The following is an 18,986-nucleotide window of genomic DNA, read 5'->3' on the forward strand; positions in this document are numbered from 1 at the left end:
AACCATGGCAACCGCCAGCGTTTCCAGCAGCCGCGAGAAGGAACTCTGGCGGCGCCTTGGTGAGGTCAACGACCCGGAACTCGACGAACCGATCACCGAGATGGGCTTCGTCGAGCGGGCCACGATGACCAGCGACGGCAGCGTCGAAGTCGACTTCCGCTTGCCGACCTACTGGTGCTCGCCCAACTTCGCTTTCCTCATGCTGGACGGCGTCCGCCAGGCGCTCGAACAGCTGTCCTGGTCGCCTGCCTATTGCGTCAAGCTGCACGACCACATGTTTGCGGAAGAGGTCAATCGCGGCATGGAAGCGGGCAAATCTTTCGGCGACATCTTCGCCGAACTTGCGGAGGATCAGGACCTCAGTGCCTTGCGCGAAACCTTCCGGATGAAGGCATTCAAGCGGCGCCAGGAGGCAGTCCTGCGCGGCCTCAAGGCGCAAGGTCTGACCGATGGAGAAATCCTCGGCATGGGCTTGCCTGCGTACGACGTCGCACGGATCGAACCGGGCGAAGCGGCCAAGCAAAAGCCGAGATACAGGGCCGTCCTGCTTGAGCGTTTTCCCGACCGCCGGGCAGGAGATCCGGTCTTCGTGACATGGGATGGGCAGCAGATTCCGCCCACGGCATTAACGGCCTATCTCGGCGAACTGCGCGGAGTGCGCATCAACATGGAGTTCAACGGCGCGCTTTGCCGGGGGCTCAAACACACAAGATACAAGGAACTGGATGTGGTCGACGGCGAACCGACGCTGGTCGATTTCATCATGGATCGCGTGCCTGCTCGAGCCGCGCCGGCTGCCTGAAGCAGAACTGACAAGCAACGGCCTCCCTCGCACGAGGCCCCCAACCAACAACCCGCCCGTAAGGCGGAAGGAGGAATCATGCCTAAAACAATGCTTCACAATTCCGACGCCCGTCGTGCTCTGGCCCGCGGCGTCTTCCGCTTGGCGGCCGCCGTCGAGCCGACGCTCGGCCCCAAAGGCATGAACGCTATGATCGACCGGCCGATCGGGACACCCATGGTGACCCGCGACGGCGTCAGCATCGCCTCAGAGATCGAACTGCACGACCGTTTCGAGAACATGGGCGCGCAAGTGGTCCGCGAAGTGTCGATGCAGACCAACGAGGTCGCCGGCGACGGCACCACGACGGCCATCGTGCTGGCCAACGCGCTCATCCAGGCCGGCATCGGAGCCAATGAGCGTGGTGCCAAATCCGTCGATCTCTGCAAGGGTATTGACCTTGCCGTGGCGGCTGTGGTGGCAGCGCTCAAGGCTTCGGCCAAGCCGGCAAAGGGCAATGGCATCCTGGCTGCTGTCGCCAACATCGCCGCGACCAACAGCAAGCTTGGCGCACTGGTGGCGGAAGCGCATCAGCGAGTCGGCGCCGAGGGCGTCATCACCACCGACTTCAGCGTAACCACGGAGACCACGCTCGACGTGGTCGAGGGCATGTCCTTCGAACGCGGCTATCTCTCGCACCATATGGTGACCGACCAGGAGAAGATGGAGGTTATTCTCGATCGCCCCTATATCCTGATGACCGATCTCAAGATCAAAGAGCCCGAGGCGCTCGATGCGGCGCGCCGCATCGCCGACGAGGATGGGCGGCCTTTGCTGATCGTGTCCGAGGAAATGTCGCCGGAAGTGGTGGTGACGCTGCTCGGCAAGCAAGGACCGGGAAAATACCTCGTCGTCCATCCGCCGGAATATGGCCATTGGCGCAAGGCGATGATGGAGGATTTGGCCATCATCACCGGCGGCAAGGTGATCGCACGCGATCTCGGCGGCCGGCTGGAGGATATCACCGCCGAAGACCTCGGCACGGCCGACCGGGTGAAAACCAGTTCGTCCTATACGTCGATCATTCGCGGCGGCGGCGACCATGCTGCAATCGCCTCGCGTCGCGCCCAGGTGCAGCGACAGTATGAAGCCTCGCCCCCGAACATCGACCAGGACAAGCTGCGCGAACGCCTGGCCAAGCTCTCCGGCGGAACCGCGATCCTCTATGCCGGCGGTGTCACGCCGGTCGAGCAGAAGCGGACCATCCAGCTCATCGAGGATTCGCTGAATGCGGTGCGCGCCGCATCCGAAGAGGGCGTGGTCGCCGGCGGCGGCTCGGCACTTGCCCAGATCGCGCCGCTGCTCGACAAAGTGTCGGCCGCCGTCGACGGCGATGTCGCCGAAGGCGTGCGTCTGGTGCGGTCGGTGCTGTCGCGGCCGCTCTGGCGTATCGCCGCCAATGCCGGCGCCGATCCCGAAGCGGTCGTGGCGGAAGTCACCCGCATCAACGGCGGCTACGGCTACAACGCGTCCGCCGGCAGCTACCAGAACATGTTCGAGGCAGGGATTATCGATCCGGTCCGCGTCACCTACACGGCACTCGCCAACGCAGCTTCGGTGGCAACGCTGATCCTGACCACCGAAACGCTGATCGGCCATCTCGCCGAGGACGAGGACCCGACGGCCGGACCGGCTCGCGGCGGCGGCTCCGAGAAACTCGGCCGCGCCTAAGCAAACAATCCCGACTTGAAAGGATACGACGATGAAAGCTGCCAGACTATACGAATACGATCCACACATGAACGTCCAGCTCAGGATCGAGGAGGTCAAGGCGCCGACGATCACCGCCCCCGACGAGGTGATCGTGCGGGTGGGTGCTGCCGGCCTGTGCCGCACCGACCTGCACATCATTGAAGGCGTGTGGAAGCCGACCATGGACCCCGAAGGCAGGCTGTTGCCCTACATCATGGGCCATGAGAATGCTGGCTGGGTCGAGGAGGTCGGCAGCGGCGTCAGGTCGGTCAAGCGCGGCGACGCGGTGATCTGCCATCCCTTTCGCTCGTGCGGCATTTGCCTCAACTGCCGGCACGGCGAGGACATGTACTGCGACAACGGCCAGTTCCCCGGCCTTGGCATGAATGGCGGCTTCGCCGAGTACTTCATCACCAGCGAACGCTCGCTGATCAAACTGAACGCCAATGTGACGCCGATCGAGGTGGCGCCGCTCGCGGATGCCGGTATCACTGCCTACCGCGCCGCCAAGCGGGCCGCCAAGCTGCTGAGGCCAGGGAGTTACTGCGTTCTGCTGGGCATAGGCGGGCTCGGTCATATCGCCCTGCAATCGCTTCACGCGATCTCGGGCTGCCGGATCATTGCTGTCGACCGCGAGCCGGCGGCGCGCGTGCTGGCCAAGGATCTTGGCGCCGACTTCGTCCTCGATGGCGGGCCGAACGTTGCTGAGGAGGTCATTCAGATCACCGGCGGCGGCGCGCATGTGGTCATCGACTTCGTCGGTGAACTTGGCGTCGAAAACATCTGCTGGAAGATGGTGCGCAAGGGTGGCCAATTGTTCGTCGTCGGCTATGGCGGTACCGTCAACGTGCCGACCGCGCACCTCGTCATCGAGGAGATCAACATCGGCGGCAGCCTGGTCGGCAATTTCACCGAGCTCGTCGAACTGATGGAGTTGAACGCCGACGGCAAGGTGAAGATGCACTACACCGAATACAACCTCGCCAGCATCAACACCGCGCTCGACGATTTCAAGAACCGGCGGTTCACCGGCCGCGGCGTGATCGTGCCCTGAAACATTTGGACCGGATTTCGCGCGCACGAGTGCGTCCGGTCCCCACTATCGTCCAGAGGGAGAGAAAAATATGAACAAATACATCTGTGAATTCGTCGGAACCTTCGCGCTGGTCTTCTTCGGCTGCGCGACGGTCCTGTTCATGCGCTCCGAGGTCGGTCTGCTCGGCGTCGCCATGGCCTTTGGCCTGTCGGTGGTGGCGATGGCGTATTCGATCGGACCGATTTCGGGCGCCCATCTCAACCCGGCGGTGAGCCTCGGCTTCTTCGTCTCAGGCCGGATGAAAGCCAATGATCTCATCGGCTATGTGGTCGCGCAATGCGCGGGCGCGATCGTCGCATCGGCGGTGCTCTACGTGATCGTGCAAGGCAAGGGGGGCGGCTACGACGTGGCGGCAAATGGCTTCGCCCAGAACGGCTGGTCGGCCTATTCGGCAACTTCGGCCTTCCTGTTCGAGGCGGTAGCAACCTTCCTGTTTCTGCTCATCATCCTTCGCGCCACCGCCGAAGGCGGTGCCGGCCCCCTAGCCGGCCTGGCGATCGGGCTGACGCTTGTCATGATCCATCTCGCCGGCATTGCGGTTTCCGGATCGTCGGTCAATCCGGCCCGCTCGCTTGGTCCGGCGCTCTTTGCCGGCGGAGCGGCGCTGTCGCAGCTCTGGCTTTATATCGTGGCGCCGTGCCTCGGCGCGACCGCTGCCGGGCTGGCGTTGCGCGTTGGCGTTATCGGCGCGGGTGAACCGGCGGCTCAGCCAGCCTGACTGCTTGCCGGATCCGGCAGGCTTTTCCTCTTGAACCCCGTGGTTGATGCCATGGCGTTCTGGTGTCGGGACGTCAGGCGAAGCGCGATCCTGAAATGAGCTTCTTTGCTTCGGGCTTTGAAAAAACGGGAGGACAATATGGATCTTATCACAGGGTTGGCCGTCGTCATCGGCATTATGGGCGGCATTGCAACGTGGGCAGCGATCACCATCGGCAACCCCTATTTGCTGATCTGGGCGGTGTTTGTCGGCTGGGGGAGTTTCTATCACTGTGGCGGCAAGGAAGCCGGGTTCAAGAATTCGGCGGTCGCAAACCTCTGGGGAGCGGTCTGCGCCGCCGGCGCACTGATTGCACTGACATCTATCGGGGTTACGGCCATCATGGCCGGCATTTGCGTCGGCATTTCTATCGTCGTCCTGATTCTCGCCGCCAAGCTGCCATTGCTGAGCGCCATCCCGTCGGCGGTTTATGGCTATGCGACAACTGCCGCGCTTTTTCTGCTTGGTGCCGCCGCCTATGGCGAAGGCATCGGCGCCATCACCAAGGTCGCGACCGCTGTGGTTGTCTCGCTGATCATCGGCAACATCCTCGGCTACGTCTCGGAGAAAGTGACCGGTGCCGTCGTAAAGGCCTGATGATCCCCAGGACCGCGGCCTGAAGGCAGCGGGTGACGAACTTCCCCCAATCCGCGGCGCCAATGCCGCGGTGTTTTTTCGTGCCGGAAAACGGGTCTCGGTCTAGAGGAAGCCGCGTCGGATGCCGTACTGGCCGAGCTTGCGATAGAGCGTCGGCCGCGAAATACCGAGCCTCAGGGCGACCTTGCTGAGATTGCCGCCCTCTGCGGCAAGCGCATTCTTGATCGCCTGGCATTCCGCATCCTCGAATGTGCACACCGGTGCTTCGAGCACGGTTGCGGGGTGATCGCTGTGAATGGTGCGATTGCCGGCGCTGATTTCCCCCGGAAGATCCTGCAGCTCGACAGTGCCGCCGCGCGCCAGGATGTGCAACCGCCCAACCAGGTTCTTCAGTTCGCGCACATTGCCTGGCCAATGATAGGCGAGCAGGGCCTCGAGCGCTTTGTGCGAGAATTCCAGCGGTTCCTCGCCGGCCGCGGTTGCGATCTGCCGGTTGAAATGTTCGATCAGCAGCAGCACATCCTCGCCGCGCTCGCGCAGCGGTGGGACAGTGATCGATACCGCGCCAATTCGATAGTAGAGATCGCGGCGGAAGCGGCCTGAGGCAACCTCCTGCTTGAGATCGCGATTGGTAGAGGCGACCAGGCGCACGTCGACCGGGCGACCTCGGCTGTCGCCAATGCGGTTGACCACGCGCTCTTCCAGCACACGCAGCAGGAACGGCTGGATCTCGAGCGGCAATTCGCCGATCTCGTCGAGACTGAGGACGCCGCCATTGGCGAGCTCGAAAACGCCCGGTTTTCCCTCACGCGAGGCGCCGGTAAAGGCGCCGGCGACATGGCCGAACAATTCGCTGCCGAACAGGTCCCTGGTGATTGCCCCGCAATTCATCGCGATGAACGGATCGTTCGCCGTACGCCGGCTGCTGGCATGGACGAGCCGCGCAAACAGCTCCTTCCCGGTCCCCGTTTCACCTTCGACCAACAGCGATGTGACGCTGCCCGACCGGGCGACGCGGCAGGCGACGTCGATTGCGGCCTGCAGCGCTTCGCTTTCGCCGACAATCATGGCGACAGCATCCTGAAGATGCTTGTTCACTTCCCGGCGGACCACCGCCACGCCGGAGGCTACCGGCACGGGGGGGAATACCAGCGCCGCGCCGCGGAGGTCGCCGTCGAGCTTGAGAGGCGTGATGTGGCAGGATCGCAGATGGGCCGGCAGCGCCTTGGCAAGGTCGGCGTCGGAGCCGGAGGACGGAAGGTTCATCAGCCAGCGGCCACGACCTGGCTCCATCGGGCCGTCCATCATCTCTGTGGTCTCGCCGTCAGGCACGTTTTTGCAGAAGATAGCGCGGCCGCGATGGTCGACGATCACCAGCCCGTCTTTCTGGCGGTAGCTGGGAGCCGACGAGATGAAAGCTTCGAGCAGGCGGGTGCGCTGTTCCTGCTGCTGTTCGGCCAATGCCTTTTCGATCTGCCGGGCTGTGGCGGCGACGAGCGCGGTGTTGTGCGGCCGAAAGATCGGCGAATAGCCTGACAGGTCGACCACACCGATGATCTTGCCGTCGAGCGGATCGCGGATCGGCGCGCCGGCGCATGTCCAGGATTTGATGCCGGCGCAGAAATGCTCGGCCGCATGGACGAAAGTCGGCTCTCCGGTCCACAGCGCGGTGCCGATGCCGTTGGTGCCGACGGCGCCCTCGTTCCATTTGCCGCCGATGGCGAGATGGATATCCATGCCGTCATGCAGCGTTTTCTTGTCGCCGATGGCGTCGATCAGCACGCCGTCGCTGTCGGCCAGAACCAGCATTGCACCTGTCCCGTCCAGCAACTGGCCAAGAGAGGCGAACGACCGGCGCGCCGCCGAAAGCAGTTCTGCATTGGCGCGGGTCAGATATTCGATCTCGTCGCGATCACTGCTTAGCGGCGCTTCAATCCCTTGAGCGTTGATGCCGCCGGTGGCGCTGCGGTACCAGGACTCGTGAATGAGGGAGCGGACGTTGCCTGGGTGGACCGGGTCGCGGGCACATTTGGGCTCGTCGGCCAGAAAATCTTCCCAGGCGCGCATGGTGGCGCGCTCGTCATAATCGATGTTCCCCAGAAGCATTTGCCCGGCAGCAGCCGTCGCACGCGCCGGAAGAGCATCGATCTTCATATGATTGGGGCCTATCTCGCGTTTCATTCAGTCATCACGGAACCTTCGAGGCATGCCATTTCTGTATGCTGTCGCGTTCGTATGCTGTCGCGGCTGGACGTGAAGAGCACGCCCGGGCCGTCTGCCTGATCAGTCGATGCCAAGTTTCACGCCGATGTCGGCGGCAAGCTGTTCTTCGGTATAGGTGGTGGCGAGACGTGATCCGTCCAGGCCGGCAAGCGCCGCGGCGACGGTTTCGTCGACCGGCGAGAAGAAGCCATTCTGCTTTGTCGCCAGCACGAAGATTTGCTCCCCGCCGCGGTTGCGGATGTCGCCGATGTGATGAAGTTGGCGGCCTGTGTTCTGATCCTTCGAAATCACACGGCCGTTCATGGTGACCTGGATGGACGGCCTGGCTCCGGCCGCGGGCGCGGCACTGCCGCCGACATGGATGATCAGACCTTCCGCCTTTGGTTGCTGGCGTGGCTTCCTGCAAGCCGAATAGCCGCCGCCGCTGATCTGGTCGGCGAGGCGCACTATGGTCGAGCGGTTCTGCTCGATCAGTCTTTTGACCTGCGTGTCCTCGCGCCGCGGGCCATCCCGCTTCGAGATGATCTCGACCATGAATCCTCCCAGATTCGCGAAGCGTTGCCGTCGATACAGCTTATTTCTTCTTTTGAGGTGAACCCTACACCGCCTCGGTGAAGTTCGCCATTCATATCACACACATAGCGCCAAAATTCGCATCGGTGGTAGCAGGCGGCTGCTACACTGGATTTCCGCCATTTGGGCGAATTGAGCAATGCCATCGGATCAGGCTGCCTTGTTCGTAAACTCCGATGGTTCGCTGTCAAGTGGTTGCCTGTCGCGCAGGTAGAGTGCACATGTGGTGCGCAGCATGGAGGCAAAGTTCGGGATATGGCCGTTCATCTCCAGCGCTTCATCGTAAAGCGTCGAGAGGAATTTTGGCGCCGTCATTCCCTGTCCCTGGGCGATCTCGTCCAACAGCGTCCAAAAAGTAGCCTCGAGTTGAATGCTCGTCGAATGGCCGCCTATTCGAACTGAGCGGTTGACCACCCGATACCCTTCCGGATCCTGCTTGGCAAAGACCTTACACATGCGAAGACCCCCCGTTTGTTTTTCCTTGTGAGCGACGCGCGGCTTCTGGGCCCGTTCGCCGCAATGATACCAACCCGAAGCGCATTTTTTCGCTCAATTCACAGTGACTACCTTAGCGCGTGAATCAGCCTCACGCCAATTTTCAGACGTGGTAACCGGCTGCCACCCCTTTTTGCAGCCAATAGGCACGGTATCCGAGACCACGCGGCAGACTGGAGACTCCCTTGGCGAAAGCAATTCATTCGATGAATCGGGTGGTGGATGAGAACCTTTCGGTCAGTTTCTACAAAAGCGCATTCGGACTCGATATTGCTGACCGGTTGGATTTCGACACGTTCACACTGGTCTATCTGCGCAATGCGGAAGCCGATTTCGAGCTGGAACTGACGATCAACAAGGGCAGGAGAGAGTCCTACGCGCCTGGCGACGGCTATGGACACCTGGCTCTTTGCGTCGACGATCTCGACGCAGAGCACAGGCGTTTGGCGGCCGCAGGGTTCAGTCCGCGGAAAATTGTCGAGCTCAACCGTGAAGGCGCGCTGCTTGCGCGGTTCTTTTTTCGTGGCGGACCCCGACGGCTATCAGATCGAGGTTCTGCAGCGCCACGGGCGCTACAAATAGCGCGTTTGGGGACCTGATTCCCGCCGATAGCCCGCTGCCAGCACCGCCGGCAGCGGGTAGCGCACCAACGGGCTCCGGGCGCCAGGGGCGCCTAATTCTCCGCGTGGCTGAAGACGACAGTCCCGTTGTCCTTGCGAACCTCGACCGACAAAACCCCATCGTCGCCCTTTCGGGTCTGGAACATGGAGGTCGCATAGTCCTTCGCAGCCTTCTCGGCGTCGAAAGTATGCTTGTCGACGATGCCCCGTCGTCCGTACCAGATGACAGTGTAAGCGAGCAACGAGTGGATCGCTACAAGCGTCCAAAGCGGCGTCAAATGTTTGGGTGGTGGTGGTTGGCCCTCTCTTGACCAGTTGTCGCGAAACGATTCCACGCTGACGGCGATGCCGCATTCGTAGATCCGCCAGTAGTCGAAGGCGCTTGAGATCAATGCGGTGTTTTCCACTCGCATGCCCTCAAGATAGGTGGTTTCCTTGCCAGCCAATGTTGACATGCGTACCTGCGGCGCGCGTTCCGGCACGGTGAGGGGAAGGAACGAACCCCATCCGTAGTAGGCATTGCGATGCATCGCCACGGAGACGCGCTCGTTGAGATCCCGCGCATTCTCAATATTGATCGGGTCACCGTCGGCATCGACTAACGCATAGCCCATGGCTGAAAAGCTATCGCCTGCTTCAAGTATCTGCGGTTGATATTTGGAGTCCACCCGCCCTGCCAGGACGCGGGTCTGCGCGGTGAAGTCAGCGGCCGTCTCCGATACTCCCGCCACGAGCAACTCGACTAGTTGGACGTCTGGTTGCGACCGTCCTCCGAGCGACTGACGCAGGATTTTTCCCAAGAGGTCCGCGCGATGCGAGAGGCATCTTTCCAGAAGGGCGTTCCAATCATCGGCGCCTCGGATGGGCACGCTCTCGGGACCGGCCGCCCTAGACCGTGCCTTGAGATATCCTGATCGGCCTGCCATTTGCGCCTTGCGGGCCATCTGCAATGGCGACGACAGGGCGCGACCCATGCGATGGCACCACAACGACCGGATAGTTCGCTCCGTCAAACTCGGCTCCTTGGACCAGCAGCTGCAATCGTGGATCGAGATACTTCTTCACGATACTGGACAGAGCGTCTTGCCCGAACGAAGAAAGCGGCAGGTCGGTAGCGCCGAGGGGCTTGCGAGTCTTGTCGTCGACGCCGAACACAAGATAGCCCCCTCCATGATTGGCAAGGGCCGCGATATGGCGAGCGAGTTTGGCCTTGTGCTCGGCTTCTCCCGTGTCCATCCAGGCCTTGAATTCGACGCCCAGGTTCTCATTGGCGCCGGCAATGAGATCGGACAGGTCTGAAACGGCGATCTTGTCAGCCTCTCGGGCAGCCGCCATCATCTCAACGCGAGCGCTCGGAGCCAGGCGTCGACCTGACCAAACGCGTCCTGTTGCCATTGGTCGGCTGTGCGATCGCCCAAGATGTCCGTCTCTTCGACGAACTTGCGAACACAAGTCGGACCATAACCGTCGATCGTATCGAATTTCTCGGCAATGAAGCCGAAGCCTTTCGCGCCGCTGGCGTGATCCAGCAATGGCCGACAGACTTCGGCTAGCGCCTCGCTACCCTCAGGGTAGTTCCAGCGCAGTAATAGATGTCGTAGGCATCTTTCTGCTTATAGCGGCCGTTGAGAGCATGACCCTTCATGGCGAGTAACGCTGGAATCGAGCAGACGGCGATTTCGACGCGGTTCGTTCCGCCCCCTGGCATTGGCCCGGTGATCGCCACCATCTGATAGAAACGCAACGCCAGATCGGCGCCGTCGGCGCATTGCACTGCGAACTCGCTGATCAGAGGCGGCACGTTTTTGACGATTGCTGCGTCCCGCGGCATGAGGAAATCGACGATGATGTCGATCGGACCTCCGCCATCGCCAGCCGGGACTTGCCGAACGAGTTGGAAGCGCCTCAACTCGGCGCGCTGTTCATACCCGTGGCCGAGGAGCGCGCCGATCAGCGTCGTGTATTCGCCATCACCCAGGGCTTCGGCGTCAAGACTGAGATCGACGTCCAGTGTTCCGACATGCGGCATGTCTTCATTTCCGAGCAAGAGCCACGGCACGGCCCCGCCGATAACCGCGAACTTGCCTTGGAAACTTCCCAGAATTTGGCCGATCTCGACCAGGACCGTCTTCACAGCCGCTGTGGTGCGATCGTCATAATCCGCTGCCGATTGTGGCTCTGCAGGAGTCAGTGGTGCCATATGAGCTTCTCCTGACGCAAATGGTCGGCGGCTTCGCGCCCTCGCTCACCTGCCGCCGCCAGATCGAGATACGTTTGCACCGGCCCCGTGCACATAATGCCCGGCACGGGCTCGATGGCATCCCGGAAAACGCCGATGTCCTTGGGCAATGTGACCAGCACATTTTCACCTTTGGATGCGGAAGACAGCTTCATTGCATCGCTCAGCCGTGCGAGCCCGTCGTCGTCGGCATAAATGTACTGCGTGCCGCTTCGCCCGTATGGTGACAACCATTGCGCCGCCGAGAATGACGCGAGGATCGCTAGTCCGGCTTCCGGCCTCGCGCTAAGGGCGCCGCGCACGGCTGTCTGAAAGCCAGCTCCGTGGAGTGGCGAATAGAAGCGCAAGCGCCTCCCGGCGGGCGGCTCATAAGCTTCGCGCCAAGCGTCGAGTAATGCATCGGGCTCGATCAGCGCCAGGCCATCGGAAGATGCTTTTGCCCATTCCCGGTCGATAAGGGCGCTACGGACGTTACTGACATGACCGAGGCTGACCGCCGAAGCTTCGGCGAGTTCAGCAACGCGCCACGGCCTGTCCGGATCTCGCAACAACGCGCGCAGCACCTGCGCAGATTTGGGTTTGAAAAGGGATTTGAGTTCCCTCCGTTCCGCGCTTGGCTTGCTTTCGACATGCCGCTCTATGAAGATGCTGTCAAAGACAATACTGGCGTTGCCCGCCAGATCAAGAAATCCGACCTGGTAGTCCCTACACAACGACTGAGCCTCTGGAGAGAGGTACGGCGCGACGAAGATCGGTACTGCGCTCCCATCGAAATGGGCAGCGTAGTTGCGCAGTTGGAGCAACCCCATACGAACGTAGCGCGGCTGGCCGCTCGACTTGACCTCGCAGACGAGCGTATGCCGGCGATCAGCAACGACCACATGCGCCAAGATATCAACTCCGCGGTCGGGGCAGCCGACAGGCTCGATCTCGATATGGTCAACGACAAGCGCTGGGACGCGTTGCAGAAGCGCGGTGAGCGCGTCTGCCGCCTGCTGTTCCAGATTTTTCATCGATTCAGTTGTTTTCAACATCTGTTGAAAATGGCATATCGAATGAAATCCCACAAGCCATTTCAACCAAACTGCCTCGTTCAGCGGACGCTGAAAACCGTGATCCTAGTGAAATCGGCCGCTATCAGGATGTAATCAGGCGCACGGCGGGCAAGACATCCTCGCCGCTCAGTCCACGCGGCAGGCCCTTGCCGTCCCAGCGTTCGTATATCTGTCCAAGGTTGCGCCGGATCTCGTCGGACAGGCCGAGCCGCTCGCCGATCCGCTGCGCGACCTCGCAATGGGCAGTGAGTACCGGGCGGGCCACGGCGAGCGCTTGCGACATCGCGGCGTCGATCGCCTTGGCCTGCGCGTCGGGGTCGAGATCGTAATAGAGCCGCTTGAAGGCCTGGACGAAGACCCGGCCCAGTTCGGCGCGGTTGCTCATGTCCAGACCGACAAGGTCCTGGCGGAGCGCAATTTCGTCGCCGAAAGTGGCCGACAGAAGATCGGTGTCCGCATTGCAGCCGACATAGCGCAGCATCGACTGGTGGTAGGCATTGCGCCGGTCCAGCTCGGAAACACCAGCAAGATCCGCGATCCGCATAGCGAGCACGCAGGACTTCAGCGCGAAATAGCGCGAATGGCCGGTGGCGAGGTCCGAAGCATAGGCGAGGACCACCATGAAATCCGCCCGGCGGATCGAGACATTGGTCATCGCCACCTCCCAAGTGGATGCTAGTCCCGCGTCACGCAAATACTAGCGAAAGATTTCATGCCCTACGCGCCTTGTCGAGAAGCGCCCGTTTTTGAATCGGAAGCAGACCTTTGCCAGGGGCAAATAGACTGAGTGTCAGTAAAGCGCCTCAACCTCGGTCATTCAATCGGCTATTGCCGTCGTCCAAAAGCCGACATCGCTACGTCAGCCGCTGAAGGCCAATTTGGGACCGATCGAAGCGTCCGTCGAACGCGTCGACAACGGAAAGTTCGGCAAAATAGGTGCGGAGGAGTGCTCGCCAGCAATGGGGCCATACTTTCGCGTTGCCGGCGGTGTTCGGCATGACTTGGCATGCTTACTCAAAAGATTGCACCAAACCGACCTCACTGCGTTCTATACTGCGTCTCCTATCGAGCGCTGATAAGTATCGAATCTTCGTCCTGATATTGGTCAATCTCCGGCCAATGAAAACTCGTTGGCGATGGTGACGTGGTGGTGAATGCGACCCTCGAAGTACCTGGACAACACTGCCTCTGTCGCGGCACGCGATTCAGCGCGTGCGGGGCTGGCCAAAGCCGCGTCGACGGCCGCCATATCTGGGTAGTTGATCGCCAGGATCATCGGAAATTCAGGCGCACCATCGTCGCGTTTTTCCGCGAAGCTGACTCGAATGTCGAGCGCGCCCGGGAAGGCCTTCCACTTCGGCAGAACCGTCTCAATCACGTCCTTGCGGAACGCTTCGATCTGACCTTCCTTCACTTTGCCTTCAAACAACGCATAGCGCGTGATCATCTGCTCGGTTCCTCATCCTTGCGTTGGAAAAATTCCATCAGTGCGGCCTGGTCCTCGCCGCCCAGCCCTGCGGCCGTCAATAGCCGGTGCACCTCGGCGCAGACGGCCGTCAGCGGCATTGCGGTGTGCGTGCGCCGCGCCAGGTCCTGGGCGGCGTTGAGGTCCTTCACCATGTTGTCGATGCGGCCGGTTCGCCGGTAGTCGCGGGTGGCGAAGCGCGGCAGGTATTCCTGCAGGATGGCGCTGTCGGCGCGGCCGCCTTTCAGCGCCTGCGGGATCTTGAGCGCGTCGACGCCGGCGTCGAGCGCCAGCTTGGTCGCTTCGGCGACGGCCATGAAGTTCAGCGCGCAAAGCACCTGGTTGATCAGCTTGGTCGTCTGGCCGGCTCCGGCCGGGCCCATATGCGTGTAGTTGGTAGCGATGTGGCGTAGCACCTTTTGGGCGGCGGCAACGTCCTCGGCTTCGCCGCCGGCCATCAGCGTCAATTCTCCGGTCAGCGCCTTGGGCGCGCCGCCAGACAGCGGACTGTCGACCCAGCGCAAATCCTTCTCGCTGGCGTCGGCGGCGAGTTGGCGCGTCGCGTCGGGGTCGATAGACGACATGTCGATGATCAGCGTGCCGGGCTTCGCTCCAGCCGCCACGCCGGCATCGCCGAACACGGCGCGGCGCACGATCGCCGCCGAATTGAGGCTGAGGATCACGTAGTCGGACGCGCCGGCGGCCTCGGCCGCGCTCGCCATGGCGGTCGCGCCTCTGGCAACCAGCGCCTCCACCTTGGCCTTGTCGAGATCGAACACGGCGAGGCGATTGCCGGTGGCAAGCAGGCGCTCGCCGATGGCACCGCCCACGGCGCCGGCGCCGATCAATGAGACTTTGTGGGTCATGACGATCGCTCCCCGAATTTCGTTGTTATGTCCGCGACAATCTCATCGAGCGGCGCGTCGATCGGCACGGCGATCGCATTCTCGTCCTTGTCCGGCACTTCCAGTGTCGCGAACTGGCTGTCGAGAAGGCTGGTCGGCATGAAGTGGCCGGTGCGCTCATGCATGCGCTTCGAGATCAGCTCGCGCGAGCCGTCGAGATGGATGAACAGCACCGGCGCACCCGCCTGCTCGGTGATGAAATCGCGATAGGCGCGCTTCAGCGCCGAGCAGCCGACGATGACCGGCGCGGGCGCTAGCCGCAGCATTTCGCCGACCTTGGACAGCCATGGCCACCGATCGGCATCTTCCAGCGGAATGCCGGCGCTCATCTTGGCGATGTTGGCCTCAGGGTGCAGCTTGTCGCCGTCCACGAATGTCGCCGCGATCGCGCGGGCGAGCGCCTCGCCGATCGTCGTCTTGCCCGAACCGGTAACGCCCATGACCACTATGCGCGGCGGCCCGTCAGATCGAAGCTGTGATGCCGCCATCGACATAGAGAATGTGTCCGTTGACAAAGGATGATGCGTCGGAGGCCAGGAAGACGCAGGCGCCGACCAGTTCCTCGACCTTGCCCCAGCGGCCGGCCGGCGTGCGCTTTTCGAGCCAGGCGCTGAAGGCCGGGTCGGCGACGAGTGCCGCGTTGAGCGGCGTGTCGAAATAGCCCGGCGCGATCGCATTGCATTGCAAGCCATGTTTTGCCCAGTCGGTCGCCATGCCCTTGGTCAGGTTGCCGACCGCGCCCTTGGTCGCCGTGTAGGGCGCTATGCCCGGCCGGGCGAGTGCCGTCTGCACGCTGGCGATGTTGATGATCTTGCCGCGACCGCGCTTGATCATGTGCCGGGCCACCGCCTGGCCGACATGGAAGACGCTGGCGACATTGGTCTGCAGCAGGCGTTCGAACGCATCGGCGGGAAAATCCTCCAGCGGCGTGCGGAACTGCATGCCGGCATTGTTGACGAGAACGTCGATCGGCTCGCTGGCTTGCTCGAAGGCGTCGATTGCGGCCCTGACGGCGTCGTGGTCGGTCGCGTCGAAGGCAAGCGTCGCAGCGCCTGGAATCTGCCCAGCCGCAACCGTGAGCTTCGCCTCGTCACGGCCGTTGAGCACCACTCTGGCGCCGGCCTCGGCTAGCCCTTTGGCCAAAGCAAATCCAATGCCCTGAGAGGAGCCGGTCACGAGCGCGGTGCGCCCGCCGAGATTGAACAGATTGGATGACATTTTCCGATTGCCTCTTGTCGCCGAGCGTCTTATGTTATCGATAACATCATCTGTCAAGTCAAGTGGAGAGAATAGCGATGCAGCGGCCTCACATCCTTCAGGTTGGACCCTATCCGGCATGGGACGAGGAGCCGCTCAACGAAGCCTTCACGGTGCACCGCTATTTCGCGGCCGACGACAAGCAGGCTTTCCTCGCCGGGATCGGGTCGCAAGTGCGCGGCATAGCCACGCGTGGCGAGCTCGGCGTGAACCGCGCCATGATCGAGGCGTGCCCTTCGCTTGAGGTTGTTTCCGTCTACGGCGTCGGTTTCGATGCGGTCGATCTCGCGGCATGCCGGGAGCGAGGCGTGCGCGTCACCAACACGCCGGACGTGCTGACCAACGACGTCGCCGATCTCGGCATCGCCATGATGCTGTGCCTGTCGCGCGGCATGATCGGCGCCGAACGGTGGGTGCGCGACGGCAGCTGGGCGGCGAAGGGGCTCTACCCGCTCAAGCGCCGCGTCTGGGGTCGGCGGGCCGGCGTTCTCGGTCTTGGGCGCATCGGCTACGAGGTAGCCAAGCGTCTCGCCGGCTTCGACATGGACATCGCCTACAGCGACGTCGCGCAGAAGGATTTCGCCCCGGATTGGACGTTCCTCGCCAATCCGGTCGAGCTGGCGAGGCGTTCGGACTTCCTGTTCGTGACGCTTGCCGCGTCGGCCGCGACGCGCCACATCGTCAACAAGGATGTGCTTGCGGCACTCGGCGAGGACGGCATGCTGATCAACATCTCGCGCGCATCCAACATTGACGAATATGCGCTGCTCGACGCGCTCGAGGCAAAGGTGCTCGGCTCCGCCGCGCTCGATGTGTTCGAGGGGGAGCCGAAGCTCAATCCGCGCTTCCTGACGCTCGACAATGTGTTGCTGCAGCCGCACCATGCGTCGGGCACGATCGAAACGCGCAAGGCCATGGGCAAACTGGTGCGCGACAATCTTACCGCCCATTTCGCCGGCCAGCCGCTGCTCACGCCGGTGCTTTAGGCTCGTCCTGCGCGGATTCGGATGGAAAACCGCTGCACATTGTTCCTGGAATTGCCCGAGGAGTTCACTGACCATGAAGTCGATCGTCATCCACGCCGCGAAGGACCTGCGCATCGAGGACCGTCCGGTTGAGGCGCCGGGCCAGGGGCAGGTGCTGTTGCGTCTCGCCGCCGGCGGCATATGCGGCAGCGACCTGCACTACTACAATCATGGCGGCTTCGGAACGGTGCGCCTGAAAGAGCCGATGATTCTCGGCCATGAGGTCTCCGGCGTCATCGAAAAGCTCGGCCCCGGCGTCGACGGGCTGCGGCCTGGCCAGCTGGTCGCGGTCTCGCCGTCGCGGCCCTGCTACGGCTGCCGCTACTGCCGCGAAGGGATGCACAACCAGTGCCTCAACATGCGCTTCTACGGCAGCGCCATGCCATTTCCGCACATCCAGGGCGCGTTCCGCGAAATGCTTGTGGCGGACGCGCTGCAATGCGTGCCGGCCGACGGATTGAGCGCTGGCGAGGCGGCGATGGCCGAACCGCTGGCGGTTTGTCTCCACGCCACACGCCGGGCCGGCGAAATACTCGGCAAGCGCGTGCTGGTGACCGGCTGCGGACCGATCGGCCTCTTGTCGATCCTCAGCGCGCGGCGGGCGGGCGCTGCCGAGATCGTCGCGGTCGACATCACCGATTTCACCCTGGCGATGGCAATGCGCGCCGGCGCCGACAAGACCATCAACACAAAAACCGATCCGGAAGGGCTGGCGCCGTATCTCGCCAACAAGGGGACGTTCGACATCCTCTATGAATGCTCGGGTGCCGCGGCGGCACTGGCGCAGGGCATCGCGGCGCTGCGTCCTCGCGGTACGATAGTCCAGCTCGGCCTCGGTGGTGCCGAGATGGCGCTGCCGATGTCGGCAGTCACCGCCAAGGAACTGACGATCAACGGTTCGTTTCGCTTCCATCCCGAATTCGCCGTCGGAGTCGAGCTGATGCGCAAGGGGCTGATCGACGTGAAGCCGCTGATCACGCATACGGTGGCATTCAGCGAGGCGCTTTCCGGCTTCGAACTCGCCAACGACCGCAGCCAGGCGATGAAGGTCCAGATTGCCTTCGCCTGAGCTGCAACGACGCGTTGCATTCCGCTGTGATATCGATAACGTACGGCCATGCAGCCTTCGCCAAAACGCCCGACCATGGCCGATGTCGCGCATCGCGCCAACGTCTCGACGATGACCGTGTCACGCGCCTTCAAACGCGACGCTTCGGTCAGCGCCGACACGCGCGACCGCATCCTGAAGGCGGCCGAAGAGCTCGGTTACGTCTTCGACAGCATCGCCGCCAACCTGTCGTCGCGGCGCTCCGGCTTCGTAGCGGCCACAATCCCCTCGATCAACAACGCCAACTTCGCCGACACCGTGCGCGGCATGACTGAGGGCCTGCGCGACAGCGGGCTGGAGATACTGCTCGGCTTCACCGACTATAATGTCGAGGAGGAGGAGCGCCTGGTCGGGCAGTTGCTGCAGCGGCGGCCGGAGGCGATCATCGTCACCGGCGGCCGGCACACGCAGCGCTGCCGCAAGATGCTGGCCAATGCCGGCGTGCCGGTGGTGGAGACGTGGGACCTGCCGAGCGAGCCGATCGGCCATGTCGTCGGCTTTTCCAATGCCGAGGCCGGGCGGCTGATGGTCGACCACTTCGTCGCGCGCGGCTATTCGAGGCTGGGCTTTATCGGCGGCGATACTTCGCGCGACACGCGCGGCCTCGACCGCCGGCGCGGCTTCGTCGCGGCGCTGCAGGACCGCGGCCTCGATGCCTCGCGCGTGATCGCCTCCGGCGTGCCGCCGATCTCGATGCGCGAGGGTGCCGCCGCCATGGTCGAGATGATCTCGCGCTGGCCGGACACGCAGGCGGTGATGTGTGTGTCCGACCTTTCGGCCTTCGGCGCGCTGATGGAATGCGTGCGGCGCGGCATCCGCGTGCCCGAAGATGTCGCCATTGCCGGCTTCGGCGCCTATGACCTTGCCGAGCAGTCGGTGCCGCCGATCACCACCATCGATGTCGGCGCGCATGAGATCGGCATCCGCGCCGCCGAGCTGGTGCTCGACCTGCTCAATGGCCGGCGCGTGGCCGGGGATAGGGTCGTTGTCGGCATGACGCCGAAGGTGATCGTGCGGCAAACCGCCTGACAACAGGGA

At 62.7% G+C, this 18,986-nt stretch carries 21 protein-coding genes and 1 pseudogene; 9 read left to right on the top strand and 13 right to left on the bottom strand.

Annotated features, from left to right (window positions below; genetic code table 11):
• Positions 1–4 precede the first annotated feature (4 nt).
• The 5 genes from FJ960_RS13055 (at position 5) to FJ960_RS13075 (ending at position 4,983) form a co-directional block, all read left to right on the top strand.
• Positions 5–802, top strand: a complete 798-nt coding sequence (locus FJ960_RS13055) for an iron-sulfur cluster assembly protein (RefSeq protein WP_140714404.1) — start codon at positions 5–7, stop codon at positions 800–802.
• A gap of 78 nt (positions 803–880) precedes the next feature.
• Positions 881–2,512, top strand: coding sequence for a molecular chaperone GroEL (locus FJ960_RS13060; protein ID WP_140714406.1), 1,632 nt, complete (start codon positions 881–883; stop codon positions 2,510–2,512).
• A gap of 31 nt (positions 2,513–2,543) precedes the next feature.
• Positions 2,544–3,587, top strand: a complete 1,044-nt coding sequence (locus FJ960_RS13065; protein ID WP_140714408.1) for an NAD(P)-dependent alcohol dehydrogenase — start codon at positions 2,544–2,546, stop codon at positions 3,585–3,587.
• 70 nt (positions 3,588–3,657) lie between these two features.
• Positions 3,658–4,347 (top strand): MIP family channel protein, encoded by a 690-nt coding sequence (locus tag FJ960_RS13070; protein WP_140714410.1) that lies wholly within the window; start codon positions 3,658–3,660, stop codon positions 4,345–4,347.
• Between the two features lie 138 nt (positions 4,348–4,485).
• Positions 4,486–4,983: a DUF1097 domain-containing protein gene (locus FJ960_RS13075; RefSeq protein ID WP_140714412.1), complete on the top strand. Its 498-nt coding sequence runs from the start codon at positions 4,486–4,488 to the stop codon at positions 4,981–4,983.
• Positions 4,984–5,085: 102 nt separating this feature from the next.
• On the opposite strand, the gene FJ960_RS13080 is transcribed toward FJ960_RS13075, so the two are convergent.
• The 3 genes from FJ960_RS13080 to FJ960_RS13090 all read right to left on the bottom strand — a co-directional run bounded on the left by FJ960_RS13080 (position 5,086) and on the right by FJ960_RS13090 (position 8,235).
• Positions 5,086–7,164 (bottom strand): sigma-54-dependent Fis family transcriptional regulator, encoded by a 2,079-nt coding sequence (locus tag FJ960_RS13080; protein WP_140714414.1) that lies wholly within the window; start codon positions 7,162–7,164, stop codon positions 5,086–5,088.
• Positions 7,165–7,266: 102 nt separating this feature from the next.
• Positions 7,267–7,740: a hypothetical protein gene (locus FJ960_RS13085; protein WP_140714415.1), complete on the bottom strand. Its 474-nt coding sequence runs from the start codon at positions 7,738–7,740 to the stop codon at positions 7,267–7,269.
• Between the two features lie 189 nt (positions 7,741–7,929).
• A complete protein-coding gene (locus FJ960_RS13090; protein ID WP_140714417.1) occupies positions 7,930–8,235 on the bottom strand; it encodes a ribbon-helix-helix domain-containing protein in 306 nt (101 codons plus the stop codon).
• 224 nt (positions 8,236–8,459) lie between these two features.
• On the opposite strand from FJ960_RS13090, the pseudogene FJ960_RS13095 reads away from it, so the two are divergent.
• Positions 8,460–8,856: pseudogene (locus tag FJ960_RS13095) on the top strand (VOC family protein).
• A 91-nt stretch (positions 8,857–8,947) separates the two neighbouring features.
• Here the strand turns inward: FJ960_RS13095 and FJ960_RS13100 are convergent.
• The 10 genes from FJ960_RS13100 to FJ960_RS13140 all read right to left on the bottom strand — a co-directional run bounded on the left by FJ960_RS13100 (position 8,948) and on the right by FJ960_RS13140 (position 15,776).
• Positions 8,948–9,625 (bottom strand): hypothetical protein, encoded by a 678-nt coding sequence (locus FJ960_RS13100; protein ID WP_140714419.1) that lies wholly within the window; start codon positions 9,623–9,625, stop codon positions 8,948–8,950.
• Between the two features lie 157 nt (positions 9,626–9,782).
• The gene (locus tag FJ960_RS13105) at positions 9,783–10,232 is read right to left on the bottom strand and encodes an ATP-binding protein (RefSeq protein ID WP_181174229.1); all 450 of its coding nucleotides are present in this window, start codon (positions 10,230–10,232) and stop codon (positions 9,783–9,785) included.
• On the bottom strand, positions 10,229–10,426 hold the full coding sequence (locus tag FJ960_RS29855; RefSeq protein ID WP_246672762.1) for a hypothetical protein: 198 nt from the start codon (positions 10,424–10,426) through the stop codon (positions 10,229–10,231). The genes FJ960_RS13105 and FJ960_RS29855 overlap by 4 nt, the downstream gene beginning before the upstream one ends.
• Before the next feature lie 17 nt (positions 10,427–10,443).
• Positions 10,444–11,094, bottom strand: a complete 651-nt coding sequence (locus tag FJ960_RS13110; protein WP_246672764.1) for a hypothetical protein — start codon at positions 11,092–11,094, stop codon at positions 10,444–10,446.
• A complete protein-coding gene (locus FJ960_RS13115; protein WP_246672766.1) occupies positions 11,082–12,212 on the bottom strand; it encodes a type IV toxin-antitoxin system AbiEi family antitoxin in 1,131 nt (376 codons plus the stop codon). The genes FJ960_RS13110 and FJ960_RS13115 overlap by 13 nt, the downstream gene beginning before the upstream one ends.
• A 58-nt stretch (positions 12,213–12,270) precedes the next feature.
• Complete coding sequence (locus tag FJ960_RS13120; RefSeq protein ID WP_246672767.1) at positions 12,271–12,843, bottom strand: HD domain-containing phosphohydrolase; 573 nt, start codon at positions 12,841–12,843, stop codon at positions 12,271–12,273.
• 450 nt (positions 12,844–13,293) lie between these two features.
• Positions 13,294–13,635, bottom strand: a complete 342-nt coding sequence (locus FJ960_RS13125) for a hypothetical protein (RefSeq protein WP_140714422.1) — start codon at positions 13,633–13,635, stop codon at positions 13,294–13,296.
• Positions 13,632–14,519 carry an NAD(P)-dependent oxidoreductase gene (locus FJ960_RS13130; RefSeq protein ID WP_140714424.1) on the bottom strand — a complete coding sequence of 296 codons (888 nt, stop codon included), beginning with the start codon at positions 14,517–14,519 and terminating at the stop codon, positions 13,632–13,634. The genes FJ960_RS13125 and FJ960_RS13130 overlap by 4 nt, the downstream gene beginning before the upstream one ends.
• Complete coding sequence (locus FJ960_RS13135) at positions 14,516–14,998, bottom strand: gluconokinase (RefSeq protein ID WP_246672769.1); 483 nt, start codon at positions 14,996–14,998, stop codon at positions 14,516–14,518. Before FJ960_RS13135 ends, FJ960_RS13130 begins: the two co-directional genes overlap by 4 nt.
• A gap of 22 nt (positions 14,999–15,020) precedes the next feature.
• Positions 15,021–15,776 (bottom strand): SDR family oxidoreductase, encoded by a 756-nt coding sequence (locus tag FJ960_RS13140; protein WP_140714427.1) that lies wholly within the window; start codon positions 15,774–15,776, stop codon positions 15,021–15,023.
• A 77-nt stretch (positions 15,777–15,853) separates the two neighbouring features.
• On the opposite strand from FJ960_RS13140, the gene FJ960_RS13145 reads away from it, so the two are divergent.
• The 3 genes from FJ960_RS13145 (at position 15,854) to FJ960_RS13155 (ending at position 18,977) form a co-directional block, all read left to right on the top strand.
• Complete coding sequence (locus FJ960_RS13145) at positions 15,854–16,801, top strand: 2-hydroxyacid dehydrogenase (protein ID WP_140714429.1); 948 nt, start codon at positions 15,854–15,856, stop codon at positions 16,799–16,801.
• A 73-nt stretch (positions 16,802–16,874) separates the two neighbouring features.
• Positions 16,875–17,909: an L-idonate 5-dehydrogenase gene (locus FJ960_RS13150; protein WP_140714431.1), complete on the top strand. Its 1,035-nt coding sequence runs from the start codon at positions 16,875–16,877 to the stop codon at positions 17,907–17,909.
• A 48-nt stretch (positions 17,910–17,957) separates the two neighbouring features.
• Entirely contained in the window at positions 17,958–18,977 is a 1,020-nt protein-coding gene (locus FJ960_RS13155) for a LacI family DNA-binding transcriptional regulator (RefSeq protein WP_181166113.1), read from the top strand.
• Positions 18,978–18,986: the final 9 nt, after the last annotated feature.

The organism is Mesorhizobium sp. B2-3-11, assembly GCF_006442215.1.
Taxonomy (GTDB): domain Bacteria; phylum Pseudomonadota; class Alphaproteobacteria; order Rhizobiales; family Rhizobiaceae; genus Mesorhizobium; species Mesorhizobium salmacidum.

Bases quoted from the DNA above. Each gene is read 5' to 3' on its own strand.
- FJ960_RS13060 (WP_140714406.1), top strand. From the start codon at position 881: ATGCCTAAAACAATGCTTCACAATTCCGACGCCCGTCGTGCTCTGGCC.
- FJ960_RS13140 (WP_140714427.1), bottom strand. From the start codon at position 15,776: ATGTCATCCAATCTGTTCAATCTCGGCGGGCGCACCGCGCTCGTGACC.
- FJ960_RS13125 (WP_140714422.1), bottom strand. From the start codon at position 13,635: ATGATCACGCGCTATGCGTTGTTTGAAGGCAAAGTGAAGGAAGGTCAG.
- FJ960_RS13120 (WP_246672767.1), bottom strand. From the start codon at position 12,843: ATGACCAATGTCTCGATCCGCCGGGCGGATTTCATGGTGGTCCTCGCC.
- FJ960_RS13105 (WP_181174229.1), bottom strand. From the start codon at position 10,232: ATGATGGCGGCTGCCCGAGAGGCTGACAAGATCGCCGTTTCAGACCTG.
- FJ960_RS13145 (WP_140714429.1), top strand. From the start codon at position 15,854: ATGCAGCGGCCTCACATCCTTCAGGTTGGACCCTATCCGGCATGGGAC.
- FJ960_RS13090 (WP_140714417.1), bottom strand. From the start codon at position 8,235: ATGTGTAAGGTCTTTGCCAAGCAGGATCCGGAAGGGTATCGGGTGGTC.
- FJ960_RS13135 (WP_246672769.1), bottom strand. From the start codon at position 14,998: ATGGGCGTTACCGGTTCGGGCAAGACGACGATCGGCGAGGCGCTCGCC.
- FJ960_RS13085 (WP_140714415.1), bottom strand. From the start codon at position 7,740: ATGGTCGAGATCATCTCGAAGCGGGATGGCCCGCGGCGCGAGGACACG.
- FJ960_RS13080 (WP_140714414.1), bottom strand. From the start codon at position 7,164: ATGAAACGCGAGATAGGCCCCAATCATATGAAGATCGATGCTCTTCCG.
- FJ960_RS13155 (WP_181166113.1), top strand. From the start codon at position 17,958: ATGCAGCCTTCGCCAAAACGCCCGACCATGGCCGATGTCGCGCATCGC.
- FJ960_RS13150 (WP_140714431.1), top strand. From the start codon at position 16,875: ATGAAGTCGATCGTCATCCACGCCGCGAAGGACCTGCGCATCGAGGAC.
- FJ960_RS13055 (WP_140714404.1), top strand. From the start codon at position 5: ATGGCAACCGCCAGCGTTTCCAGCAGCCGCGAGAAGGAACTCTGGCGG.
- FJ960_RS13070 (WP_140714410.1), top strand. From the start codon at position 3,658: ATGAACAAATACATCTGTGAATTCGTCGGAACCTTCGCGCTGGTCTTC.
- FJ960_RS13130 (WP_140714424.1), bottom strand. From the start codon at position 14,519: ATGACCCACAAAGTCTCATTGATCGGCGCCGGCGCCGTGGGCGGTGCC.
- FJ960_RS13065 (WP_140714408.1), top strand. From the start codon at position 2,544: ATGAAAGCTGCCAGACTATACGAATACGATCCACACATGAACGTCCAG.
- FJ960_RS13110 (WP_246672764.1), bottom strand. From the start codon at position 11,094: ATGGCACCACTGACTCCTGCAGAGCCACAATCGGCAGCGGATTATGAC.
- FJ960_RS13075 (WP_140714412.1), top strand. From the start codon at position 4,486: ATGGATCTTATCACAGGGTTGGCCGTCGTCATCGGCATTATGGGCGGC.